At 43.1% G+C, this 18,174-nt stretch carries 17 protein-coding genes; 5 read left to right on the top strand and 12 right to left on the bottom strand.

What is annotated here, in order from left to right:
• Positions 1–76: 76 nt before the first annotated feature.
• Positions 77–709, top strand: coding sequence for a YesL family protein (locus D3H55_RS04805; protein ID WP_168412969.1), 633 nt, complete (start codon positions 77–79; stop codon positions 707–709).
• A 56-nt stretch (positions 710–765) separates the two neighbouring features.
• On the opposite strand, the gene D3H55_RS04800 is transcribed toward D3H55_RS04805, so the two are convergent.
• From D3H55_RS04800 to xylA, 6 genes are all read right to left on the bottom strand, one after another.
• Complete coding sequence (locus tag D3H55_RS04800) at positions 766–1,404, bottom strand: polysaccharide deacetylase family protein (protein WP_119545776.1); 639 nt, start codon at positions 1,402–1,404, stop codon at positions 766–768.
• A gap of 129 nt (positions 1,405–1,533) precedes the next feature.
• A complete protein-coding gene (locus D3H55_RS04795) occupies positions 1,534–2,517 on the bottom strand; it encodes an aldo/keto reductase (protein WP_119545775.1) in 984 nt (327 codons plus the stop codon).
• Positions 2,518–2,519: 2 nt separating this feature from the next.
• A complete protein-coding gene (locus D3H55_RS04790) occupies positions 2,520–3,566 on the bottom strand; it encodes an aldose epimerase family protein (RefSeq protein WP_119545774.1) in 1,047 nt (348 codons plus the stop codon).
• 17 nt (positions 3,567–3,583) lie between these two features.
• A complete protein-coding gene (locus D3H55_RS04785) occupies positions 3,584–4,237 on the bottom strand; it encodes an SGNH/GDSL hydrolase family protein (RefSeq protein ID WP_119545773.1) in 654 nt (217 codons plus the stop codon).
• Positions 4,238–4,320: 83 nt separating this feature from the next.
• Positions 4,321–5,820 carry a xylulokinase gene (gene xylB, locus D3H55_RS04780; protein WP_119545772.1) on the bottom strand — a complete coding sequence of 500 codons (1,500 nt, stop codon included), beginning with the start codon at positions 5,818–5,820 and terminating at the stop codon, positions 4,321–4,323.
• Positions 5,821–5,895: 75 nt separating this feature from the next.
• Positions 5,896–7,227, bottom strand: coding sequence for a xylose isomerase (gene xylA / locus D3H55_RS04775; protein WP_119545771.1), 1,332 nt, complete (start codon positions 7,225–7,227; stop codon positions 5,896–5,898).
• A 573-nt stretch (positions 7,228–7,800) separates the two neighbouring features.
• On the opposite strand from xylA, the gene D3H55_RS04770 reads away from it, so the two are divergent.
• Positions 7,801–8,949, top strand: a complete 1,149-nt coding sequence (locus tag D3H55_RS04770) for an ROK family transcriptional regulator (RefSeq protein WP_119545848.1) — start codon at positions 7,801–7,803, stop codon at positions 8,947–8,949.
• Between the two features lie 121 nt (positions 8,950–9,070).
• Entirely contained in the window at positions 9,071–9,181 is a 111-nt protein-coding gene (locus D3H55_RS04765) for a YjcZ family sporulation protein (protein WP_119545770.1), read from the top strand.
• Positions 9,182–10,134: 953 nt separating this feature from the next.
• Here D3H55_RS04765 and D3H55_RS04760 read toward each other — a convergent pair.
• Complete coding sequence (locus D3H55_RS04760) at positions 10,135–10,260, bottom strand: YjcZ family sporulation protein (protein WP_119545769.1); 126 nt, start codon at positions 10,258–10,260, stop codon at positions 10,135–10,137.
• A gap of 94 nt (positions 10,261–10,354) precedes the next feature.
• Positions 10,355–11,236 carry a DMT family transporter gene (locus D3H55_RS04755; RefSeq protein WP_119545768.1) on the bottom strand — a complete coding sequence of 294 codons (882 nt, stop codon included), beginning with the start codon at positions 11,234–11,236 and terminating at the stop codon, positions 10,355–10,357.
• Positions 11,237–11,664: 428 nt separating this feature from the next.
• Here D3H55_RS04755 and asnA point away from each other — a divergent pair, with 428 nt between their 5' ends.
• A complete protein-coding gene (gene asnA / locus D3H55_RS04750; RefSeq protein WP_119545767.1) occupies positions 11,665–12,678 on the top strand; it encodes an aspartate--ammonia ligase in 1,014 nt (337 codons plus the stop codon).
• Positions 12,679–12,809: 131 nt separating this feature from the next.
• Complete coding sequence (locus tag D3H55_RS04745) at positions 12,810–13,427, top strand: hypothetical protein (RefSeq protein ID WP_119545766.1); 618 nt, start codon at positions 12,810–12,812, stop codon at positions 13,425–13,427.
• Between the two features lie 63 nt (positions 13,428–13,490).
• Here D3H55_RS04745 and abrB read toward each other — a convergent pair whose 3' ends face one another.
• The 4 genes from abrB to D3H55_RS04725 all read right to left on the bottom strand — a co-directional run bounded on the left by abrB (position 13,491) and on the right by D3H55_RS04725 (position 18,054).
• Complete coding sequence (gene abrB, locus D3H55_RS04740) at positions 13,491–13,772, bottom strand: transition state genes transcriptional regulator AbrB (protein WP_119545765.1); 282 nt, start codon at positions 13,770–13,772, stop codon at positions 13,491–13,493.
• A 1,437-nt stretch (positions 13,773–15,209) separates the two neighbouring features.
• Entirely contained in the window at positions 15,210–16,007 is a 798-nt protein-coding gene (locus D3H55_RS04735; RefSeq protein WP_168412968.1) for an aminoglycoside 6-adenylyltransferase, read from the bottom strand.
• Between the two features lie 161 nt (positions 16,008–16,168).
• Positions 16,169–17,191 (bottom strand): ABC transporter permease, encoded by a 1,023-nt coding sequence (locus tag D3H55_RS04730; protein WP_119545763.1) that lies wholly within the window; start codon positions 17,189–17,191, stop codon positions 16,169–16,171.
• A complete protein-coding gene (locus tag D3H55_RS04725) occupies positions 17,191–18,054 on the bottom strand; it encodes an ABC transporter permease subunit (protein ID WP_119545762.1) in 864 nt (287 codons plus the stop codon). Before D3H55_RS04725 ends, D3H55_RS04730 begins: the two co-directional genes overlap by 1 nt.
• Positions 18,055–18,174: the final 120 nt, after the last annotated feature.

Genomic DNA, 18,174 nt, shown 5'->3' with positions numbered 1-18,174 from the left:
ATTCCTAAATATCTGAATATGGTCTATAATGAGAGACAAACAAAATTGCAAGTGCATAACAAAGGGGTCATATTGTATGAATAACCGGGCATTCAGGGGGCTGTATTCCCTTACCGAATGGATCACAAAGTTCGCCTATTTAAATATTCTATGGATCGGCTTCACTCTCATGGGACTGGTCGTTATAGGCTTTTTGCCGGCAACCGTTTCATTGTTTACTATTCTCCGCAAATGGATAATGGGAGATTATGAGATTCCAATCCTTCAAACGTTTTGGACAACCTATAAGAGAGAATTATTGAAAAGTAATTTATTAGGAGGCGTTTTTGCCTTATTAGCGGGTGTGGTCTATCTGGACCTTCACTTTATGAGCCTGACTGGGACTAATGAATTCCAGGTAACGCATATTCCTCTTTACCTTATGATTCTTATAATTGTGATGACCGTGCTGTATACCATACCGGTGTATGTTCACTATAATGCAGGCTTGGCACAGGTGTTTAAAAATGCTTTCCTGATCATGCTGCTGAACCCTGTTTCGAATATTCTTCTGCTCGCAGGAGTCATTGCAGCGCTGTTTGTCATGGATGCCCTTCCTGCACTGCTGTTCATCTTCGGAGGAAGTTTTACAGCTGCCATCATCATGTCAGCCTGTTATCTTGCCTTTCAGCGAATCGATAAGAAACAAAAGGAATCACAGACCGCATAATAAGCTCCTTTATTACGTTACCGCTTTAAAGCACCGGGGGACAGTCCCTCAGCGCTTTAAAGCGGTAACGTATTTGTGTCTGCCGAGCTTAATAGTTCGCTTACGGTTAGCAGTTCAAATCCTTGCCGTGTCAGTTCATCGATCAGTATTCTTACTGCTTCGATTGTTTGTGAACGGTTTCCGTAGCCATCGTGGAAAAGGAGTATGCTCCCATTTCCAACAACACTCCTTGTTTTCTCCAGGATGAAATCCACCCCCGGCCGCTCCCAATCGGAAGCTTCCATATTTGCGGCGCCAATCATCATCGGGAAGCCTTTTTCATTCAAAAGCCGAGATGTTTCCTTGTCATAATCCAGATATGGCGGCCGGAACAGAACAGGCGATTGTCCCGTCAACCTTTCGATCAGTTTGGATGTTTCATCTATTTCCCATGATGCTTTTTCACAGTTGATTTCAGTGAGTTTTGGATGTGTGTATGTATGATTTCCAATTTCATGGCCAAGACCTGTCACTGCTTTGACTAAGTCCGGTGAGTTCTGCATTTGTTCCCCAATCATAAAGAAAGTTGCCTTCCCGTTTGCCTTTTTAAAGATTTCGAGCACCTGGGGTGTATAGACAGGGTTAGGTCCATCGTCGAATGTAATGGCAATGGCTTTTTTCCTGGTGATGACATTTTGAATTATGGGACTGGACATCTCTATGCCTGCCTTTTTATATAAATTTTTTAATTAACGCATTTTTTGTGGCTGGTACAAATCAAGGGATAGGTGCCAGGTACAAAACGACCGTTTCGTACCTGGTACCACATTGGAACTTCCCCTCAATCAATATGGTCCGCGAATGTATTCTTCCACATTTTCCTCATAGAAGCGGCGGATCCGTTCCTGTTCTTCGGCAGAGAATGGCTTGGTTTCCAATGCTGACAAGTTATCTTGAACCTGTTTTAAATTTTTGAACCCGGGAATGATGGCCGTTATATCTTTTTGATCCAGAAGCCAGCGTAACGATGCACTTGCCATGGAGTTTCTGCCCTCAGCTATCCACTTCAGCTGGTCAGCGAGTTCAACCCCTTTCTTGAAACCCAGCCCGGCGAATGTTTCACCCACATTGAATGCTGCACCATTCTCATTGAAATTGCGGTGATCGTCTTCTTCAAACACATGGCTCTTGCTGAATTTCCCTGTCAGCAGCCCGCTTGCGAGTGGAAGCCTGACGAGAAGGCCGGCCCCCTTTTCATTTGCTGCGGGAATCAATTTTTCCATTGGCTTTTGGCGGAACATATTGTAGATAATCTGCAGGCTCTTTACATTGGGGTTCTCCAAGCTGATCAGACCTTCTTCAACAGTTTCCACACTAACACCATAATGCCGGATCTTCCCTTCTTCCTTTAACCGGTCAAGCACTTCAAACACACTGCCATCCCTTAGGATTTCGGTTGCGGGGCAATGGATTTGGTATAAATCGATTGCCTCCCTGTTCAGGCGGCGAAGGCTGTCTTCACAATAGCTCTTCACCTGTTCGTAACTATAATTTGCCGGGTCGAAAATATCTCCCTGACGGCAGAATTTAGTGGCAATATAGATTTCATCTTCTTTCCCTCTGGTCGCTTCTGCCAGTAATTCCTCACTATGCCCATCGCCATAAACATCTGCAGTATCAAAGAAATTGACACCCTGGCCAATGGCGTATTCCAGTGACTTCAAAGCTTCTGCATCACTGGTTTTTCCCCAGGAACCGCCTATTGCCCACGTTCCGAAACTGACCTCGCTGATTTTGATTCCTGTGTTTCCCAATTCACGATAATTCATTTTCATTTCCCCTCTCTTTTCAATCCGAATCTAAATACAGTCTTGGAAAGATACTTCTCATTTACATCTAACTCCGTTGATGGGAATTCCGGATGATGTACGGCATCCGGGTATCCTTGGGTTTCCAAACAGATTCCCAGATATCTCTCCCCTTTCTTACCCCGGAAATCACTTGAAGAATCCAGGGAGTTTCCTGAATACACAACCACTGCCGGCTGGTCGGTTTCCACTGTAAGGGTGCGCCCGCTTTCGGGATCATACAAACCTATTTCCTCGTCATGATGTGTATTTAGAATAAAAGGATGATCATAGCCTTTGCCGGCCAGGACATTCTGCGGATGACCGGAGACAGTTCCCTCAGCAATTTCCCTGCCTTCAATAAAATCAAAAGGTGTATCCTTTACATCCAGCAAGGCCCCGGTGGGAATGAACCCTTCATCCAATTCCAGGAACTGATCACTTTTCAACTGAAGGGTATGCCGCAGCACGTCCCTTTTCAAGTCCCCGCTCAAATTAAAATAAGAATGGTTCGTCAATGTCACAATCGTTTTCTTATCGGTTTCCGCTTCATACTGTACGTTCAATTGGTTCTGATCATCCAATGTATAGGTGACCACCGCATTCAAATTGCCGGGATACCCTTCTTCCCCATCGGGACTGAAGTACCTAAAACGTACACCGCTTTCAAACGGTTCCGCGTCCCATACTGCTTTATTGAATCCTTTAATACCGCCATGCAAGTGGTTTTCGCCATTATTCCGGGCAAGCTTGAAGTGTTCCCCATCCAACTCGAACTCACCGCCCGCAATCCTGCCGGCGGCCCTTCCTGCAACTGCACCAAGAAAGGAAGCATCCCTCACATACTCCTCGAGGGTTTCATGTCCCAATACAATATTTCCAATGTTTCCAAATTGATCAGGAGCCAGAATCTTAGTGATGATACAGCCATAGTTAATGGCTGTGACTTCGATTCCATTCTCATTGCTCAGTATGAAAGCATATATTTCCCTGCCTTCAATTTCTCCAAATCTTTCTTTCAAGACTCTCATGCGCCTCCACCTTCCTTTCACCGATTCCAGTCAAAGCCCATTTCTGCGAGAAAGGCTCTGGCAAGTATCAAATGGCCTGCCGTCGACGGATGCACCCTGTCCCAGGCTATCGCGGCAGGATAAATCTCCTTTAATATCCTGTTGAATGCTGCCTGTGAATCAATGAATAGGCAACCTGTTTCCTTGGCTATCTTCCGCACAGTCCGTCCATACTCATCCATCGTCCGCCTCATGCTGTCCTCTTCATTCGGTTCCAGGTAAAAAGGAGATATCAGCACAACTTCTTTCACCACAGGCTTTGCTTCCTTAACGAGAGACCTCAGAGTATCTTCGTACTCACCAATGTAAACATGTCCGTCCTGTATAAAGGGTGTGTCATACTGCCGCCAAACATCGTTGATGCCGATCAGAATCGAGAGCCAATCCGGCTTCTGTTCAACAACGTCCTCCTGCCAGCGGCCTTTCAGGTCACGAACGGTATGTCCATTGATCCCCTTGTTCACAACCATTATTCCCAGGTCGGGATAAACAGCCTGAAGCAGTCCGTCCACAAGGGAGACATAACCGTTCCCCAGTGCACCTGCAATCCCTTCGCCCTCTGGTTTTGCCCTTTCACAATCTGTAACGGAATCTCCAATAAATAAGAGCTTCTGTCCTTTTTTCAGCTTCATCATTCGCCCTCCTGTAAAAAAACAGATGAAGCCTGCCGTTTGAGAGCATAAGGTTCTTCATCTGTTTGTGTCGCTGAGCCTCATTACTTCCTGAACTCTCTCAACTGTTCATTCATTTCTTTTGTCATATGATAAATTTGCTGATAAGCGGCGAACACCTTCTTATAGTTTTCCACGTTTTCAGGGATCGGATGGTATGTTTTCGATGTTTGGAGGAATTTATCCGCGCATTCTTTCAATGAAGAATACCAGCCGGTTCCGTATGCTGCCAGCATCGCGGCACCCATCCCCGGGCCCTGCTCGCTGCTCAGTTTTTCGATTTTCGCATTGAAAATATCTGCCTGCATTTGCAGCCATGTTTCGTTCTTCGCCCCGCCGCCAATGGAGATAATCGAATCAACCGTTTTCCCGCTGCTGCGGAAAAGTTCAATCGATTCATTCAGCGAGAACGTGATCCCTTCAAGGACGGCCCTTGAAAAGTGTGCCCTCCCGTGTGATGCATCCATACCGATGAAACTTCCACGGATAGTCGAATCGGCATGCGGTGTCCGTTCACCTACAATGTACGGCGTGAACAGCAGGCCGTTGCTCCCTGCAGGCACTTCTTCGATTCCATTCAAAAACTCCTCGAATGTTTCCTCTTTTGCAAAAGTGTCTTTATACCAGCTTAAAGAATACCCTGCAGCCAATGTCACACCCATGGTATAATAGGCGTTCTCTTCACAATGGTTGAAGTAATGCACCTTTCCATCAAAATCAAGGTCGCTTCTTTCTTCATAGGAAAGCACGACTCCAGAAGTTCCTATACTGCAAAGCGTCTTTCCTTCCGATAAAATTCCGGAGCCTATGGCACCGCAAGCATTGTCCGCGCCGCCCGCAAAAACTTTCACATTCTCCGGCAATCCCGTTATTTCAGCGTGTTCAGGCTTCAAGGTTCCGACAAAGTCATGTGAATCGACAAGCGGCGGGCAGAAGTCATGAGAGAGATTGAATAGTTCCAGGATTTCTTCGCTCCACTCCCGTTCGGCTTCATTCAACAACAATGTCCCCGCTGCATCTGAATACTCCATATGAATATTGCCAGTCAGCCTGAAACGGAGGTAATCCTTTGGCAGCAAAAATAAACGGGCTGATGAAAACAATTCCGGTTCATTTTCTTTAACCCACAGGATTTTCGGCAGTGTAAAACCTTCCAAAGCAGGATTCTTGGTTATATCAAGCAAACGGTCTCTCCCGACAGTGTCGTAAATTTCACGGCATTGCCTGGTCGTCCTGGTGTCGTTCCACAGGATGGCATTCCTTAGAACCCGGCCGTTTCCATCCATTAAGACCAGACCGTGCATCTGGCCGGAAAAGCTTATACCGTCTATGTCCTTCACTTCACCGTCAAACTGCTGGATGAGCTCCGTCAACCCTTCTAATGTGGATTTCACCCACTCCTCAGGATCCTGCTCACTGTACCCTGATTTCTCAATGATGAGGGGGTAGGACTTGGATACTTCATTGGTGACTTCGCCTTTCTGGTTGACAAGCAGGATCTTCACCGCGCTTGTTCCAAGATCGATACCGATCACATATTTCATCCCTATCTTCCTTTCTATGAAAATGTGCTGGAGTAGACCTACTGCCAGCACATTTGGAGTTCTATTAAGATAAAATTACGCGGTTACACTCGAAAGAGTTTCCAGGATGTATTGATTGATGACTGCTTTCAGGCGCTCTGTCCTGCCTGAAGTATTCCTGATTTCTGTCAATTGAAGAGCATGATTTTCAAGTTCCCGGAAGCTGGTCCTGCCTTCGACGATTGCAAGGCCGATTCCTTCATTATAGCTGCTGTATCGGTCTTCTATGAAACTATCAAGCACTTTATCTTCGATCAGCTTATTCGCCACTTTCAAACCGATTGCAAATGCATCCATTCCTGCAATATGTGCATGGAATAAATCATCCGCTTCGAAAGAACCTCTTCTTACTTTCGCATCGAAGTTCAATCCGCCCTTGCCAAGTCCGCCGTTCTTGAGAATTTCATACATTGCCAGGGTGTTGGAATAAATGTCAGTCGGGAATTCATCCGTATCCCATCCAAGAAGCGTGTCACCCTGGTTGGCGTCGACTGATCCAAGCATACCGTTAATGCGGGCTGTCCTTAATTCATGTTCAAAAGTATGTCCGGCCAGAGTGGCATGGTTCGCTTCAATATTGAATTTGAAGTAATCTGTCAGGTCGTATTTTTGCAAGAATGCAAGACCAGTAGCAACATCAAAGTCGTATTGATGCTTAGTCGGCTCTTTTGGTTTCGGCTCGATAAGGAATGGGACGTTCAAGCCGATTTCCTTTGCGTAATCCACTGCCATGTGGAAGAAGCGTGCCAGATTATCCTGTTCCAGCTTCATGTTCGTGTTCAAAAGAGTTTCATAGCCTTCACGGCCGCCCCAGAAAACATAGTTTTCTGCTCCAAGCTCTTTTGCGGCTTCCAATCCTTTTTTCACTTTCGCTGCAGAATAGGCAAACACATCTGCATTAGGAGAGGTCGCAGCACCGTGAACATAACGAGGATTCGTGAACATGTTTGCAGTGTTCCAAAGCAGCTTTGTTTTACTAGTTTTCATATATTCTTTGATCATGCCGAGGATGACATCCTGGTTTTCATTTGTTTCTTTCAGAGTCCTGCCTTCAGGTGCGATATCGACATCATGGAAAGCAAAGAAAGGCACGTTCAATTTCTCGAACAGCTCGAATGCAGCTTCTACACGCGCTTTCGCTAAGTCCATTCCTTTAAGATTATCCCAGGGACGGATGGCCGTCCCTGCACCAAAAGGATCGGTGCCGTCTGCTGTGAATGTATGCCAGTAAGCAACTGAAAACCTCAGGATTTCTTCCATTGTCTGTCCACCGACTGACTCTTCAGGATTATAATACTTGAATGCAAAAGGGTTTTTGGATGAAGCACCTTCAAATTCAATTTTGTTAATGTTTTCAAAATAGGCCATTTCGTTTTCCCCCTCATGAATGATATGTAAAGGCTTTCAATACCTTTAATTGAACTCATTATAGCACCGGCAACTTAGTTTGTCTATTAAATAAACTAAGTTGATATAATTAATTTTCACCAGTTTCCGACAAGATATAGACCTGTTTCCTTGGTCTCGTTGGTTCCTGGAGTTTTAGTTTGTTTGATAAGAACTGGGTACGACAATGTCGCCTTTTCTTCGTATTGATAATCTCCCCTTTTACAAAAGGCTGTTTTCGCAAATAATGTTGCTTTCGGAATAATCCCAGGTGCAGGATTAGGCCACCGTATTAAATGGTTTAACTCTCGAAAAACAGCGAGCAGATCTTTTCTTTCCTGCTCACCAGATTTTTACGGCAATTTACCAGGATATAATTAGAAATTTTTTGAATACCAAAAACTTTCGAAAAGAGCCCTACAAAAACCTTCAAGGTGCAGCAACCATTTCCTCACCTAGTCCAGCTATAGACAGGTCATAGTTTGTCTACCCGCTGAACTAAGTTTGTGTTATCATGGATGTACTAATAAATAAGGGGATTGACCATTGGGAACTATGACTTGGAATCAGCAGACTGTTAAAAAAAATAACAAAGCGCTCGTCTTGCAATTAATTATAGAAAAAGAGCCCATTTCCAGGGCCGATATTTCTCAAGTCTCCGGACTGCATAAAGCCACCGTCTCTTCTTTAGTGAGCGAATTGCTCGACGAAGATCTTATATTCGAATCCGGCCCCGGAGTCTCAAGCGGCGGCCGCCGGCCAGTGATCCTTCATTTCAACAAAGCTGCCGGATATGCTATCGGCGTCGATATCGGTGTAAATTACGTCCGGTGTGTGATGACCGATCTGAAGGGGAATATTGCTGGCGAACGGCATCAGCCTGTAAAAGAAACCCCCTACCATGCCATCCTGGATATCGTCCAAAACATGATACATTCACTGATGAAAGACATGGCAGAATGCCGCTATGGAGTTGTAGGAATCGGCGTCGGAGTCCCGGGGATCATCAATAAGGAAGGTTCAGTACTCCTTGCTCCCAACCTCCATTGGGAGAATGCCAGTTTAAAGAACGACCTGGAAAATTTGTTTCAAGTTCCGATTGTCATTGAAAACGAGGCAAATGCAGGGGCTGTCGCTGAAATGCAGTTCGGCTCAGGAATAGCTCACAGTAATATCATTTACATCAGTGCAGGGATCGGCATCGGTACCGGCATTATAATTGACGGCGAGCTCTTTCAAGGGAAAAATGGTTTTTCAGGTGAAATGGGCCACATGATCATCGAAATGAATGGAAAACCTTGCAGCTGCGGAAGCCGTGGCTGCTGGGAAGCCTATGCTTCTGAACATGCATTGATGGAGTTTGCAGGGAATGGAGAATCCCTTGAGACTTTGCTCAAAAAGGCAGAGGCCGGGGATGAAGAAGCAATATCCCTTTTCAGGAAAATCGGACATTATCTTGGCTTTGGCATCAATAATATCATCAATACCTTCAATCCCGATCAAGTGATCATAGGAAACAGGCTTGCCCTGGCGAAGGAATGGATCAAGCAGCCTATTCTCGCTACAATAGAAAACCACACGCTTGCTTTTCACCAGGATGAAGTGCAGATTGATTTTTCCCAGCTGAAGAATCATTCCACTGCCTTGGGAGTCTCCGCTTTCGTTGTTGAAAATTTTATCAAGGGAGAAGCTAAGTCGCCTTAATGCCTTATGGCCCCTGCTTATTAAGGAGCAGGGGCCATTTTATTTAAATAAGCATTTAACATGAACCCTCTGGTTTGACCCTACATACAATACCCTATCCTGTTAAAGGGAGGTGTAGTGAATGGGCGCTGGTGGATACGGTTATGGATCAGGTTTTGCACTGATCGTTGTTTTGTTCATCCTTTTGATTATCATTGGAGCTTCCTGGGCAGGAGGCGGCTACGGCTACTAATAAACATACCAACATTATAATGGTGGAAGGCAGGTCTCTCCAGGCCTGTTTTTTTATTTTGTTGTCAGACAGCAATTATCTTTTTCTTCTGCTTGCTCAGCCTCTGAAAAGACACTCCATTTTTTCAAATCCTCCAGGCTGTCCGGGCCTATTCCCCGGATATGCACCCTTTCTTTGCAATAACACGATAATTTGAGCTTTTGATATGCGGAATTCACCATTTACTTGGCGGTACAACAAAATTATGGACTATTCGATTCCGGATTGCACCAATATATTGTCCACTCAACACAATTTCGGTTGATTCTTCTTCCGATTGCACCATTTTCCGGGCGACACAGCAAAAATTTGGGCTATTCTTCTTCGAATAGCACCAATTTTGTGCTGACTCATCCAATTTTTGGACTGTTTTTCTGAGGATTGCACCATTTTTTTGCTCAATCAGCAAGGTTTCGGTTGATTCTTATCAGAATTGCACCATTTCCTTGGCGTCCCAGCGATAATTTGGGCTATTCCTTCACGAATTGCACCAATTCCTGAGTGCTTCAGTTACAAATTGGACTATTTTCACTAGAATTGCATCCATTTCTTATAACTCTAATCTCTCCACTTCTAAACTGAACTGCCCACATTCCTCCATACTGCCTGCGGATTTCCTTGCTTATATTTTCATCAATCCATTACTATTCATATCACCAAAGCAAAAAATGATCTATTCTCCCTCAATTATAGAAATCATCCTTCCCTTTTCTCCAGCCGCCATTTTTACTGCTCTAATTTCCTTTCCTTTTAAAATTGGACTATTTCCCATGGATATCTGACCAAACCCTTTCGATTTTCAGCCATACTATGTATTATCCATCCCCTACTTTTTTCTAGTTGCATTGAAAAAAATCCCCCAGTGCCGTCGTGTACCGGGGGATTTTTTGGTTCTACTCTATATAGACCGGGGATTAAAATCCGGTGCCAGTGAACGCTGCACCTACAATAATCAACAGGATGAACAGAACAACAATCAGCACAAACGTTGAACCGGCACCGTATCCGCCGCCGTATCCATAACCGCCGAAGTAACTCATCATCATTCCTCCTTTCCGAGAGGATTGCCTCTACACTTATACAATATGTATCGGGCGTTTATAATGATTGTACTGGCGCCTATGATCTACTGCATCATGAAACAGACGAGCCTGCACCCATATGCTGTGGTTTGTTTACCAGATAAATTCCTGCAAGTATGATGCTTCCGCCCATTAAGGTTGAAATGTGAAGCTGTTCATTCAGCAGGATCCAGCCGGTAAGGACCCCGAATAAGGGAGCAAGAAATAAAAATGAACTCACCTTTGCCGGGTCTTCATTCTGCAGCAGGTAAAACCAGATGGCGAACTGAACGACGGATGCCATAATGGCGAGCCACAGGATGATCATAATAGAGGTGGATGTTATGTTCACCTTCACGTCTTCAAACAGAATGCTTATCAACAGCAGGATCATTCCTCCAAACAACATTTGATAAGCGGTCATTACCCACGTATCGAATCGCTTCCCCCATTTTTTCATAACAAGTGTAGAGGAAGCCCAGAAAACTGCACTCATCAACCCCAGCAGAAATCCAGGCTGCTTGATATCGAGGCTTGCTCCGAGAGTAATGAAGACCCCGACTATACCCAATATAACCCCCATCCATTGAAGCCGCCGGTATTTCACCCCCATAAACAATGTTCCGAAAACCACCACAAGAAGGGGATTGGTAAATGTAAGTATTGATGACTCCCCGGCTGTGATTGTCCTCAAACTCAAAAAAATACAGCCCATTACCCCTGCCGTCTGAAGACTGCCGACCAGCATGATCTTTGCCCACTCTTTCAATCCCTGAGGATGAGGTCTCCTGATCATCCTTACAGCGAGCGTCATCAATATGCCGGCAATTGTAAATCTCAGGGCCACAAGCATCAGGGGAGATACGAATTCAAGGCCTAATTTACCTACAGCAAACGAAGAGCCCATGAGTCCGGTAGTAGCGGCTAATAAAATCACAAACAAGGTCTTATTCAAGCATCCCACCTCCAACGTCCTTTTTTATTCAGGATTTGCTCTTATTAAATATCCTGGTAATCCACCACTTTAAGTACCCTGGCAATCAGGATATATGAACTTCTCAGGAAGCACTAAGTGCAGTACCAGCCTTTATCTAAAAAGGGTGCTTTCCAATCGGGTATAGCTTTTCCCCTACCTCCCGACCATTAAATTCTTTGATCCTCTCTAAAACTAAGGAATCCTCTAAAAAAGTATAACAGGACAGAAGCTGAGCCGGCACTTAGATGAACTTCCTCATCATTTAAATTTCATTCACTTCAACCCTTAACATATATTGATAGCAGAGCCAACTTTCCAGCACATTTTTTCCGGTTTGCCCATAAGGTAACCTATCTTTATTTAAGGTTTTCAATCAGCAGGGCTGAATATATTTGGAGGATGATGTTATGACTAATACGTTCAAGGTACCGAAGGGATACCGCTCAAAACTGGATTTGCTCTACACGGAGTTTGCCATCAATGAGGTGAAGACTCACTTTGAAGCGAACCTGGCCAAAGCTTTGAACCTGATAAAGGTTTCCGCTCCGATTCTCCTTAAGGAAGAAACAGGTATTAATGATAATTTGAATGGTGTGGAACGAACTGTATCCTTCGATGCCCTGGATGTAACGGACGGAAATGTGGAAATCGTTCAGTCACTTGCGAAATGGAAGAGGATCGCTCTTGCCCGTTTCGGCCTGCCCCTTGGCCAGGGTCTCTATACCAATATGAATGCAATAAGGAGGGATGAAGAACTCGATAACCTTCACTCTATTTATGTGGATCAGTGGGACTGGGAAAAGGTCATCTCGAAAGAGGAAAGGAACCTGGTCACTTTACAGTATGAAGTTGAAAAGATTTATGAGGCCATTAAGGCAACTGAACGGTATATGTCCGAATTACATTCATCCCTTACGCCAACGCTTCCGGAACGTATTCACTTCATCACATCTCAGGAGCTTGCAGACCGTTATCCCGATAAGACTCCGAAAGAGCGGGAAGACATAATCACCAAACAGCATGGTGCTGTCTTCCTTACGCAAATCGGGGGATTGCTGAAATCCGGGGAAAAGCATGACGGCCGTGCCCCCGATTATGATGACTGGACACTTAACGGCGACATCATTTTATGGAACCCTGTTCTTGACACAGCTTTCGAGGTTTCTTCAATGGGAATTCGAGTTGATGAACAGGCCCTTCTGTATCAATTATGGGAAGCCGGCAATAATGAACGGAAATCCCTGCCTTACCACCAGTCCATTTTAAATGGAGAACTGCCATACACCATGGGAGGCGGCATTGGCCAGTCCCGGCTTTGTATGTTTCTGTTAAGGAAAGCCCATATAGGCGAGGTCCACTCGTCAGTATGGAACGAATCCATTTTGAAAGACTGCAAGGAGAAAAATATACCGTTGTTATAACGAGCGCTCAGGGAACCGATTCCCTGGGCCTTTATTTTACAACCACGCTTGGTTCATAACCTCTTTATGGGGTTTATAGAAGGCTTCCGCTTCGGCAGCATGGTCTAGATACCCACAAAAAAAACGAATGAATGAAAGTATACAGGAAATACTATGTAAAAAAGGCAAAAGGTGAATCTGAATTGGAAAAACAGAGAGAAGTCATCGATACTATTAATGATAAACAAAAGGCTCTAACAAACGACTGGAATGAATATTGGCATGATTATTCTGCCTATGATACCTGGCAGTTCTGGTTCCTGATCCTGCTTTTTATCATTCCGCTTGTTGTTCTCTATTTTAAACTCGATAAAAGGAGAGCACTTCAACTTGGATTTTTCGGCTTTAACATTCATGTCTGGCTCGGCTATATCGACCGCTTCGGTGCCAGCCAGGGTTATTGGGAATATCCCTATCAATGGCTCATCATCCTGCCAAGCAATGTCACCTTGGATGCTTCTCTGATTCCTGTCATATATATACTGTTATATCAGTGGATCTTAACTAACAAAAAGAATTTTTATCTCTATATGATTCTTTTAAGTGCTGGTCTTTCCTTCATATTCAAGCCATTGCTGGTCCTTCATTACTTTTTAACCTTCTACATTAAGATGCCATACATTTATTTATTCATTGGATATCTGGTCATCATATGGCTGTCCAAAATGATTACGGATATTTTTCTCGGTTTTTATAAAAAGACTGAATGATCTTCATAAAAAAAGAAAAGGAGACAGTAAATCCCCTTTTCTTCAATATGCTGACTTACCGTATTATTCGAATTGGAATGATTCCTTGATTTCTTTTAGAAGCTTTTCTGCCCCTTTATGGCTCAATATCAATTTACCATCTGCGATTTCTATATTATTATCAGAAACTTCCCCAGTAACATCGCAGGTCCTGCTTGGTTTATACTTGGTCAGGATGATCTTTTCGTCATCAACATAAATTTCCAAAGAATCCTTCACTTCAATTCCCAATGTCCTGCGCAGTTCTATCGGGATGACAACTCTTCCCAGCTCATCTACTTTTCGTACAATTCCAGTCGATTTCATTTTCCTGTCTCCTCTCGGGAAAAATATTAATTTATTTTTTAATTAGGCTCTTTCGTTAACTTTGTTGCTATTCAATATAAATTTCAACTAATGTCCTGGTAAATCCCCGTAAAAACACCGGTGAGCAGGGAAGAAAAGAGCTGCTCGTTCTTTTAGAGAGTAAAACCTTTAAATACAGAGGAAAAATCCGGCACCTGGGATTTTTCTGAAAATAACACTATATGCGAAAACAGCCTTTTATTATTTGGAGCGGCTCAGATCTTGATCTGTCATAGGGTATTCAGGGCTTCTCATCAAAAATGTGTGCAATGAGGAGTTCACAATCTTCCCATCATAAGCATAAACAGAAATGATTCCAAAACCCTTGGTTACAAATATTTATAATTTTTGGCAATCAGCGAATGAGAGGCAAGGTTCTTTCCACCGCAGTCTTTTCTTGAACAAGAAAAGTAATATACTCTAATAGTGAATGCGGCTTTCAGGCTTTTTAGTAACTCTGCCTGTATCTGCGACAATCATCTGTTGTTTTTAGATAATTACCCAAAAGGAAATCACCATATTAACAGATATCTATTTTTACAATCATATAAGTTAAGCATATGTCTGTTTTCAAATTGTTGAAGTGGCAATTTTGCAACGTGTATACCGAATGAGCTTTCCAATCGTTATCTTCGGTTTCATAATGATGTTAAAAAATATTATTATAACTATATCTAAATTCAAACCTTTGTTATATTCTCAGCAACATCTGGAATTCCAATCTCCGTTTTTATGTAGGAATGATACGTACAATCTATAAATGCTCTTGCTGCCACCTGCTGCTGCGTGAAGTTGTTATATTTTCGGATTGCGATTAACCACTTATCTTTATAAGACCTCCTTCCTCTCAATTATTCACCTGCAAAGTTTGTCATTTTGTTAGGTTCTTTTCGTAAACTTTGTTGCTATTCAACATGAATTTCAACTAATACTGGTATATCGTCGTAAAAACCCCGGTGAGAAGGAAAGAAAAGAGCTGCTCGTTCTTTTTCTAGAGTAAAATCTTTGTATACAGGGGAAAAATCCGGTACCTGGGAATTTTCCGAAAGCAACAATATATGCGAAAACAGCCTTTTGTTAATCCTATTTAACCATATCATCCCGCTTAGCACCATATACCTATAGGTGGCTGGTTGTCACATGGGATTCTTTGATTTGGTTTAATTTTTCCATTTCCCAACTTACATCCAAACGTTTTTCATTCCCAAATCCATTGATATAGTTGGGTTTTTTAGAGATCACTCTGCATATTGAAAGAAGAAATTTTATAATAAGAATTGTATTCACACTAACCATGTGGCAATATAGCCACATATAGATGAGCATGCCCCTTGTTCACTTCGATGAAAAAAAGCTTATCTCCAGGGATAAGCTTTTGCAGGCTGACGCACTCTAAATTTATTTTGCTTGTTTTGAAGGAAAAGAATGATTTAATAGATCCTTTAAGTCTTCATCCATTGAAAAGATCGTATTTTTCTTTAATGTTGTAATGAAGAGCTCCTTTAATCTTGCAGCCGAATCTCTTACGTGTTCAGCAGTCATGCCCTCAGGATAAGTAGACAGGTATACTTTGATGAAAGACTGGTCAAGCGTCTCATATGCCTTGAACTGATGCAGCTTCTTATCCTCATTCAATGCCTGGACAGTCAGGGTGAAGTCTCTCATTTCATCCAGCATTTTTAGTGCATAGATAAGATTATTCCGCATCAATTCCTTTTCCAATGAGCGTGCATAGTATACGAATTCAAAAGGAAGATCAAAGCCTACATTATATTTCACCGGTTTAGTTATAAATTTCTCATTTTCGGCATTCATCTTCTCTATCACATTTCCGGTTTTATCAACAACGACATTCCACAAAGGCGACCTCACAGTCAAAAAAGCTGTAGGGACAATAGAGATATTGAATTCCATTTGATCTTCTAATATAACAATCAACAAAAAGATGTCTTTACTGAAATTCTTCTCTTTAATGTAGCCTGATTTGTATTCATTGAATATCTGTTTCACCAAATCCTTGGCCGGGCCCGCGTCTTCGATATCCTTGACGGCAACCATTAAGTCGATATCAGAATACTCATCATTATAGCCATCGACCCCGGAACCAATCTGAACGATGCCTTCCACTGTCTCAAACAACTCCACTTTTTCAATCAGTTGTTCGAAATAAACACTTCTTTCTTCTGGAGTATACATTGTGCACCTCTTCATTTCTTAATGAATTTATAATAATTGATTTCTGCTGCAATTGGGCACTCCGCGGGGGCTTGACAATGGAGCTCTATTCGGGGTCTCCACTGTCCCCCTAGTCCCGCAGGAGGTCTCCACTAACTTATGGATGGAAGACAAATATTTCATCAGCCAGATATATCATGTTTTGATATCAGTTCAAAATCATGAGGCGCCGGCTTATTTGTATGGTCTTCGTAATTGTGGGTATTTTCTGCTGCAGAGACTTTCTTTCTCTTCTCACTTTGAGAGATTCCTTCCAATCCCTTCGCAATCCCGCTGAGTGACAGGATTGTCAGAGAAAAGAAGAGCATCGGCGCCATGAAAATCCACCATGCGTTATAGATGGACTTGTAACTCATGGCCATCAGGCCAGCCCATTCAAACACGAAAGGTTTTGGAGGATCACAAAATGCCCCGTAACATACATCGGTTCCCCCGAAGAAAAGACTGAAGAATCCTAAATGAGCGATGATGAGCAATGCCTGTATAAGGATTTTGGGAAAGATGATGAACAACCTGAGCTTCAAATGCGGCAGCAGATGCTTTTTGAAAAGAAAGTATTTGCTCCCTCCAAGCACCATGGCGCTTAGGATGAACTCTTTTTGTAATATCTCCCTTGTTTCATTGGCGATCAATATGGCTGTCGTGGGTACGGTTATCACAGCAAGAATGATGATCTGCCATATAACCCTCTCGGTGAATGTGGTTGCAAAACCTTCCATGGGTTCCCACAGCAGTGGATGCAAGACATTGTAAGCAATGATGGACTGCGGAATGAAATAAAATGATGTGAATAGTGTCTGTGTTATGTATTTCGAAGTACTCCTGATGAAGCCGCCGGCTATTCCAATAACAAAGGAAATCAGGAAGCCCAGGAGTGAAATGACAATTGCCGCCCCCAGTGTATACTGTGCACCCTGGACAACTTTGTAGAGCATATCGTAGCCATCCCGGTCTGTACCTAACAGGAATTCACGTGAAGGTTTAAATGGTGCTCCGTCGATGATCTTTCCTTCCTCGCTGTATTTAAGGGTTGTCTGTGGAATCTCCACATCCAAAACATAATTAAACAACAAGCTGCCCGCCACCATCATAATGACGAATCCAGTGCAAAGAATGACAAGCCATTTATATAATTTCCTCTCCATCACAGACTCATCTCCTTCCCGATTCTGCGCTTGATCAAGAACTGCAGTCCCTTGAGGAGTATATATATCGGGATGAACAGCAGAATTGCCGTAATGGCAAAGATGGATGGCGTATTATAGGTGAATAAGAATGAAGTGACGCCAAATACATTAAAAAGATATTCCAAGATCAATAGATTTGACAGCATCATCCAGACGATCTGCTTTGCATGATAAGTCAGGCTGATGAGAATGTTTCGGATCATATGGATGAAAAGCAGCCTGAACTTGCCCAATCCTTTCCCTCTTGCAAGCTCCACATAGGGAAGCCCCTGCTCTTCTTTAATGAAAGAAACCATCAAGCCCAAGAAGAAAAAAGCAGGAACAATACTCAAAACCGCTGCAGGAAATAATATAATCTGCTTCTCCCCAATAGAAGCTACATCCATCAACAGGATCCCCGATTGTTTAAAAAACCAGATCACGAAAATCTGCATGATTGAAATCACAAAAATATCCGGCAATGAACTTATCAAAAAGGCGAAACTATTGATCAAGCCCCTGAACCATTTTCCAGCAGAGTAATAGATTACAAGAATCAGCAAAGAGACCGAAATGGCTATGACCAGGGCCAAAAGAACAATCCGGACACTGCTGTAGAATGCAAGAAAAATGATTGGAAACAGGTTCCGTTCTACATCAGAATTCACATAAACAATGCCGGCAGGATTCACTATGTCCTTAAAAACACTGAAAAGGCTGTCCCAGTATGTAAATAATGAAAACGATTGATTCAGAAATAACCCCGATGAAGCGCTGACTAATACGATCCCGAGGATGATCAGTAATGGCTCAAGCAGGTTCCTTCCCCAGGATTTCACCATTCTGCATTCCTCCTTTATTATTTGTAAATGGCTCTTTTCGTAAACATTGTTGCTATTCGATATAATTTTAGATAATATCCTGGAAAAACGCCGTTAAATTTCCGGTGAGCAGGAAAGAAA

The sequence above is a fragment of the Bacillus salacetis genome, from assembly GCF_003581585.1.
In the GTDB taxonomy this organism is placed as follows: Bacteria; Bacillota; Bacilli; order Bacillales; family Bacillaceae_B; genus Rossellomorea; species Rossellomorea salacetis.
This window is presented reverse-complemented; position numbering and strand designations above follow the sequence as displayed.

Bases quoted from the DNA above. Each gene is read 5' to 3' on its own strand.
- D3H55_RS04805 (WP_168412969.1), top strand. From the start codon at position 77: ATGAATAACCGGGCATTCAGGGGGCTGTATTCCCTTACCGAATGGATC.
- D3H55_RS04800 (WP_119545776.1), bottom strand. From the start codon at position 1,404: ATGTCCAGTCCCATAATTCAAAATGTCATCACCAGGAAAAAAGCCATT.
- D3H55_RS04795 (WP_119545775.1), bottom strand. From the start codon at position 2,517: ATGAATTATCGTGAATTGGGAAACACAGGAATCAAAATCAGCGAGGTC.
- D3H55_RS04790 (WP_119545774.1), bottom strand. From the start codon at position 3,566: ATGAGAGTCTTGAAAGAAAGATTTGGAGAAATTGAAGGCAGGGAAATA.
- D3H55_RS04785 (WP_119545773.1), bottom strand. From the start codon at position 4,237: ATGAAGCTGAAAAAAGGACAGAAGCTCTTATTTATTGGAGATTCCGTT.
- xylB (WP_119545772.1), bottom strand. From the start codon at position 5,820: ATGAAATATGTGATCGGTATCGATCTTGGAACAAGCGCGGTGAAGATC.
- xylA (WP_119545771.1), bottom strand. From the start codon at position 7,227: ATGGCCTATTTTGAAAACATTAACAAAATTGAATTTGAAGGTGCTTCA.
- D3H55_RS04770 (WP_119545848.1), top strand. From the start codon at position 7,801: ATGACTTGGAATCAGCAGACTGTTAAAAAAAATAACAAAGCGCTCGTC.
- D3H55_RS04765 (WP_119545770.1), top strand. From the start codon at position 9,071: ATGGGCGCTGGTGGATACGGTTATGGATCAGGTTTTGCACTGATCGTT.
- D3H55_RS04760 (WP_119545769.1), bottom strand. From the start codon at position 10,260: ATGAGTTACTTCGGCGGTTATGGATACGGCGGCGGATACGGTGCCGGT.
- asnA (WP_119545767.1), top strand. From the start codon at position 11,665: ATGACTAATACGTTCAAGGTACCGAAGGGATACCGCTCAAAACTGGAT.
- D3H55_RS04745 (WP_119545766.1), top strand. From the start codon at position 12,810: ATGAAAGTATACAGGAAATACTATGTAAAAAAGGCAAAAGGTGAATCT.
- abrB (WP_119545765.1), bottom strand. From the start codon at position 13,772: ATGAAATCGACTGGAATTGTACGAAAAGTAGATGAGCTGGGAAGAGTT.
- D3H55_RS04735 (WP_168412968.1), bottom strand. From the start codon at position 16,007: ATGTATACTCCAGAAGAAAGAAGTGTTTATTTCGAACAACTGATTGAA.
- D3H55_RS04730 (WP_119545763.1), bottom strand. From the start codon at position 17,191: ATGGAGAGGAAATTATATAAATGGCTTGTCATTCTTTGCACTGGATTC.
- D3H55_RS04725 (WP_119545762.1), bottom strand. From the start codon at position 18,054: ATGGTGAAATCCTGGGGAAGGAACCTGCTTGAGCCATTACTGATCATC.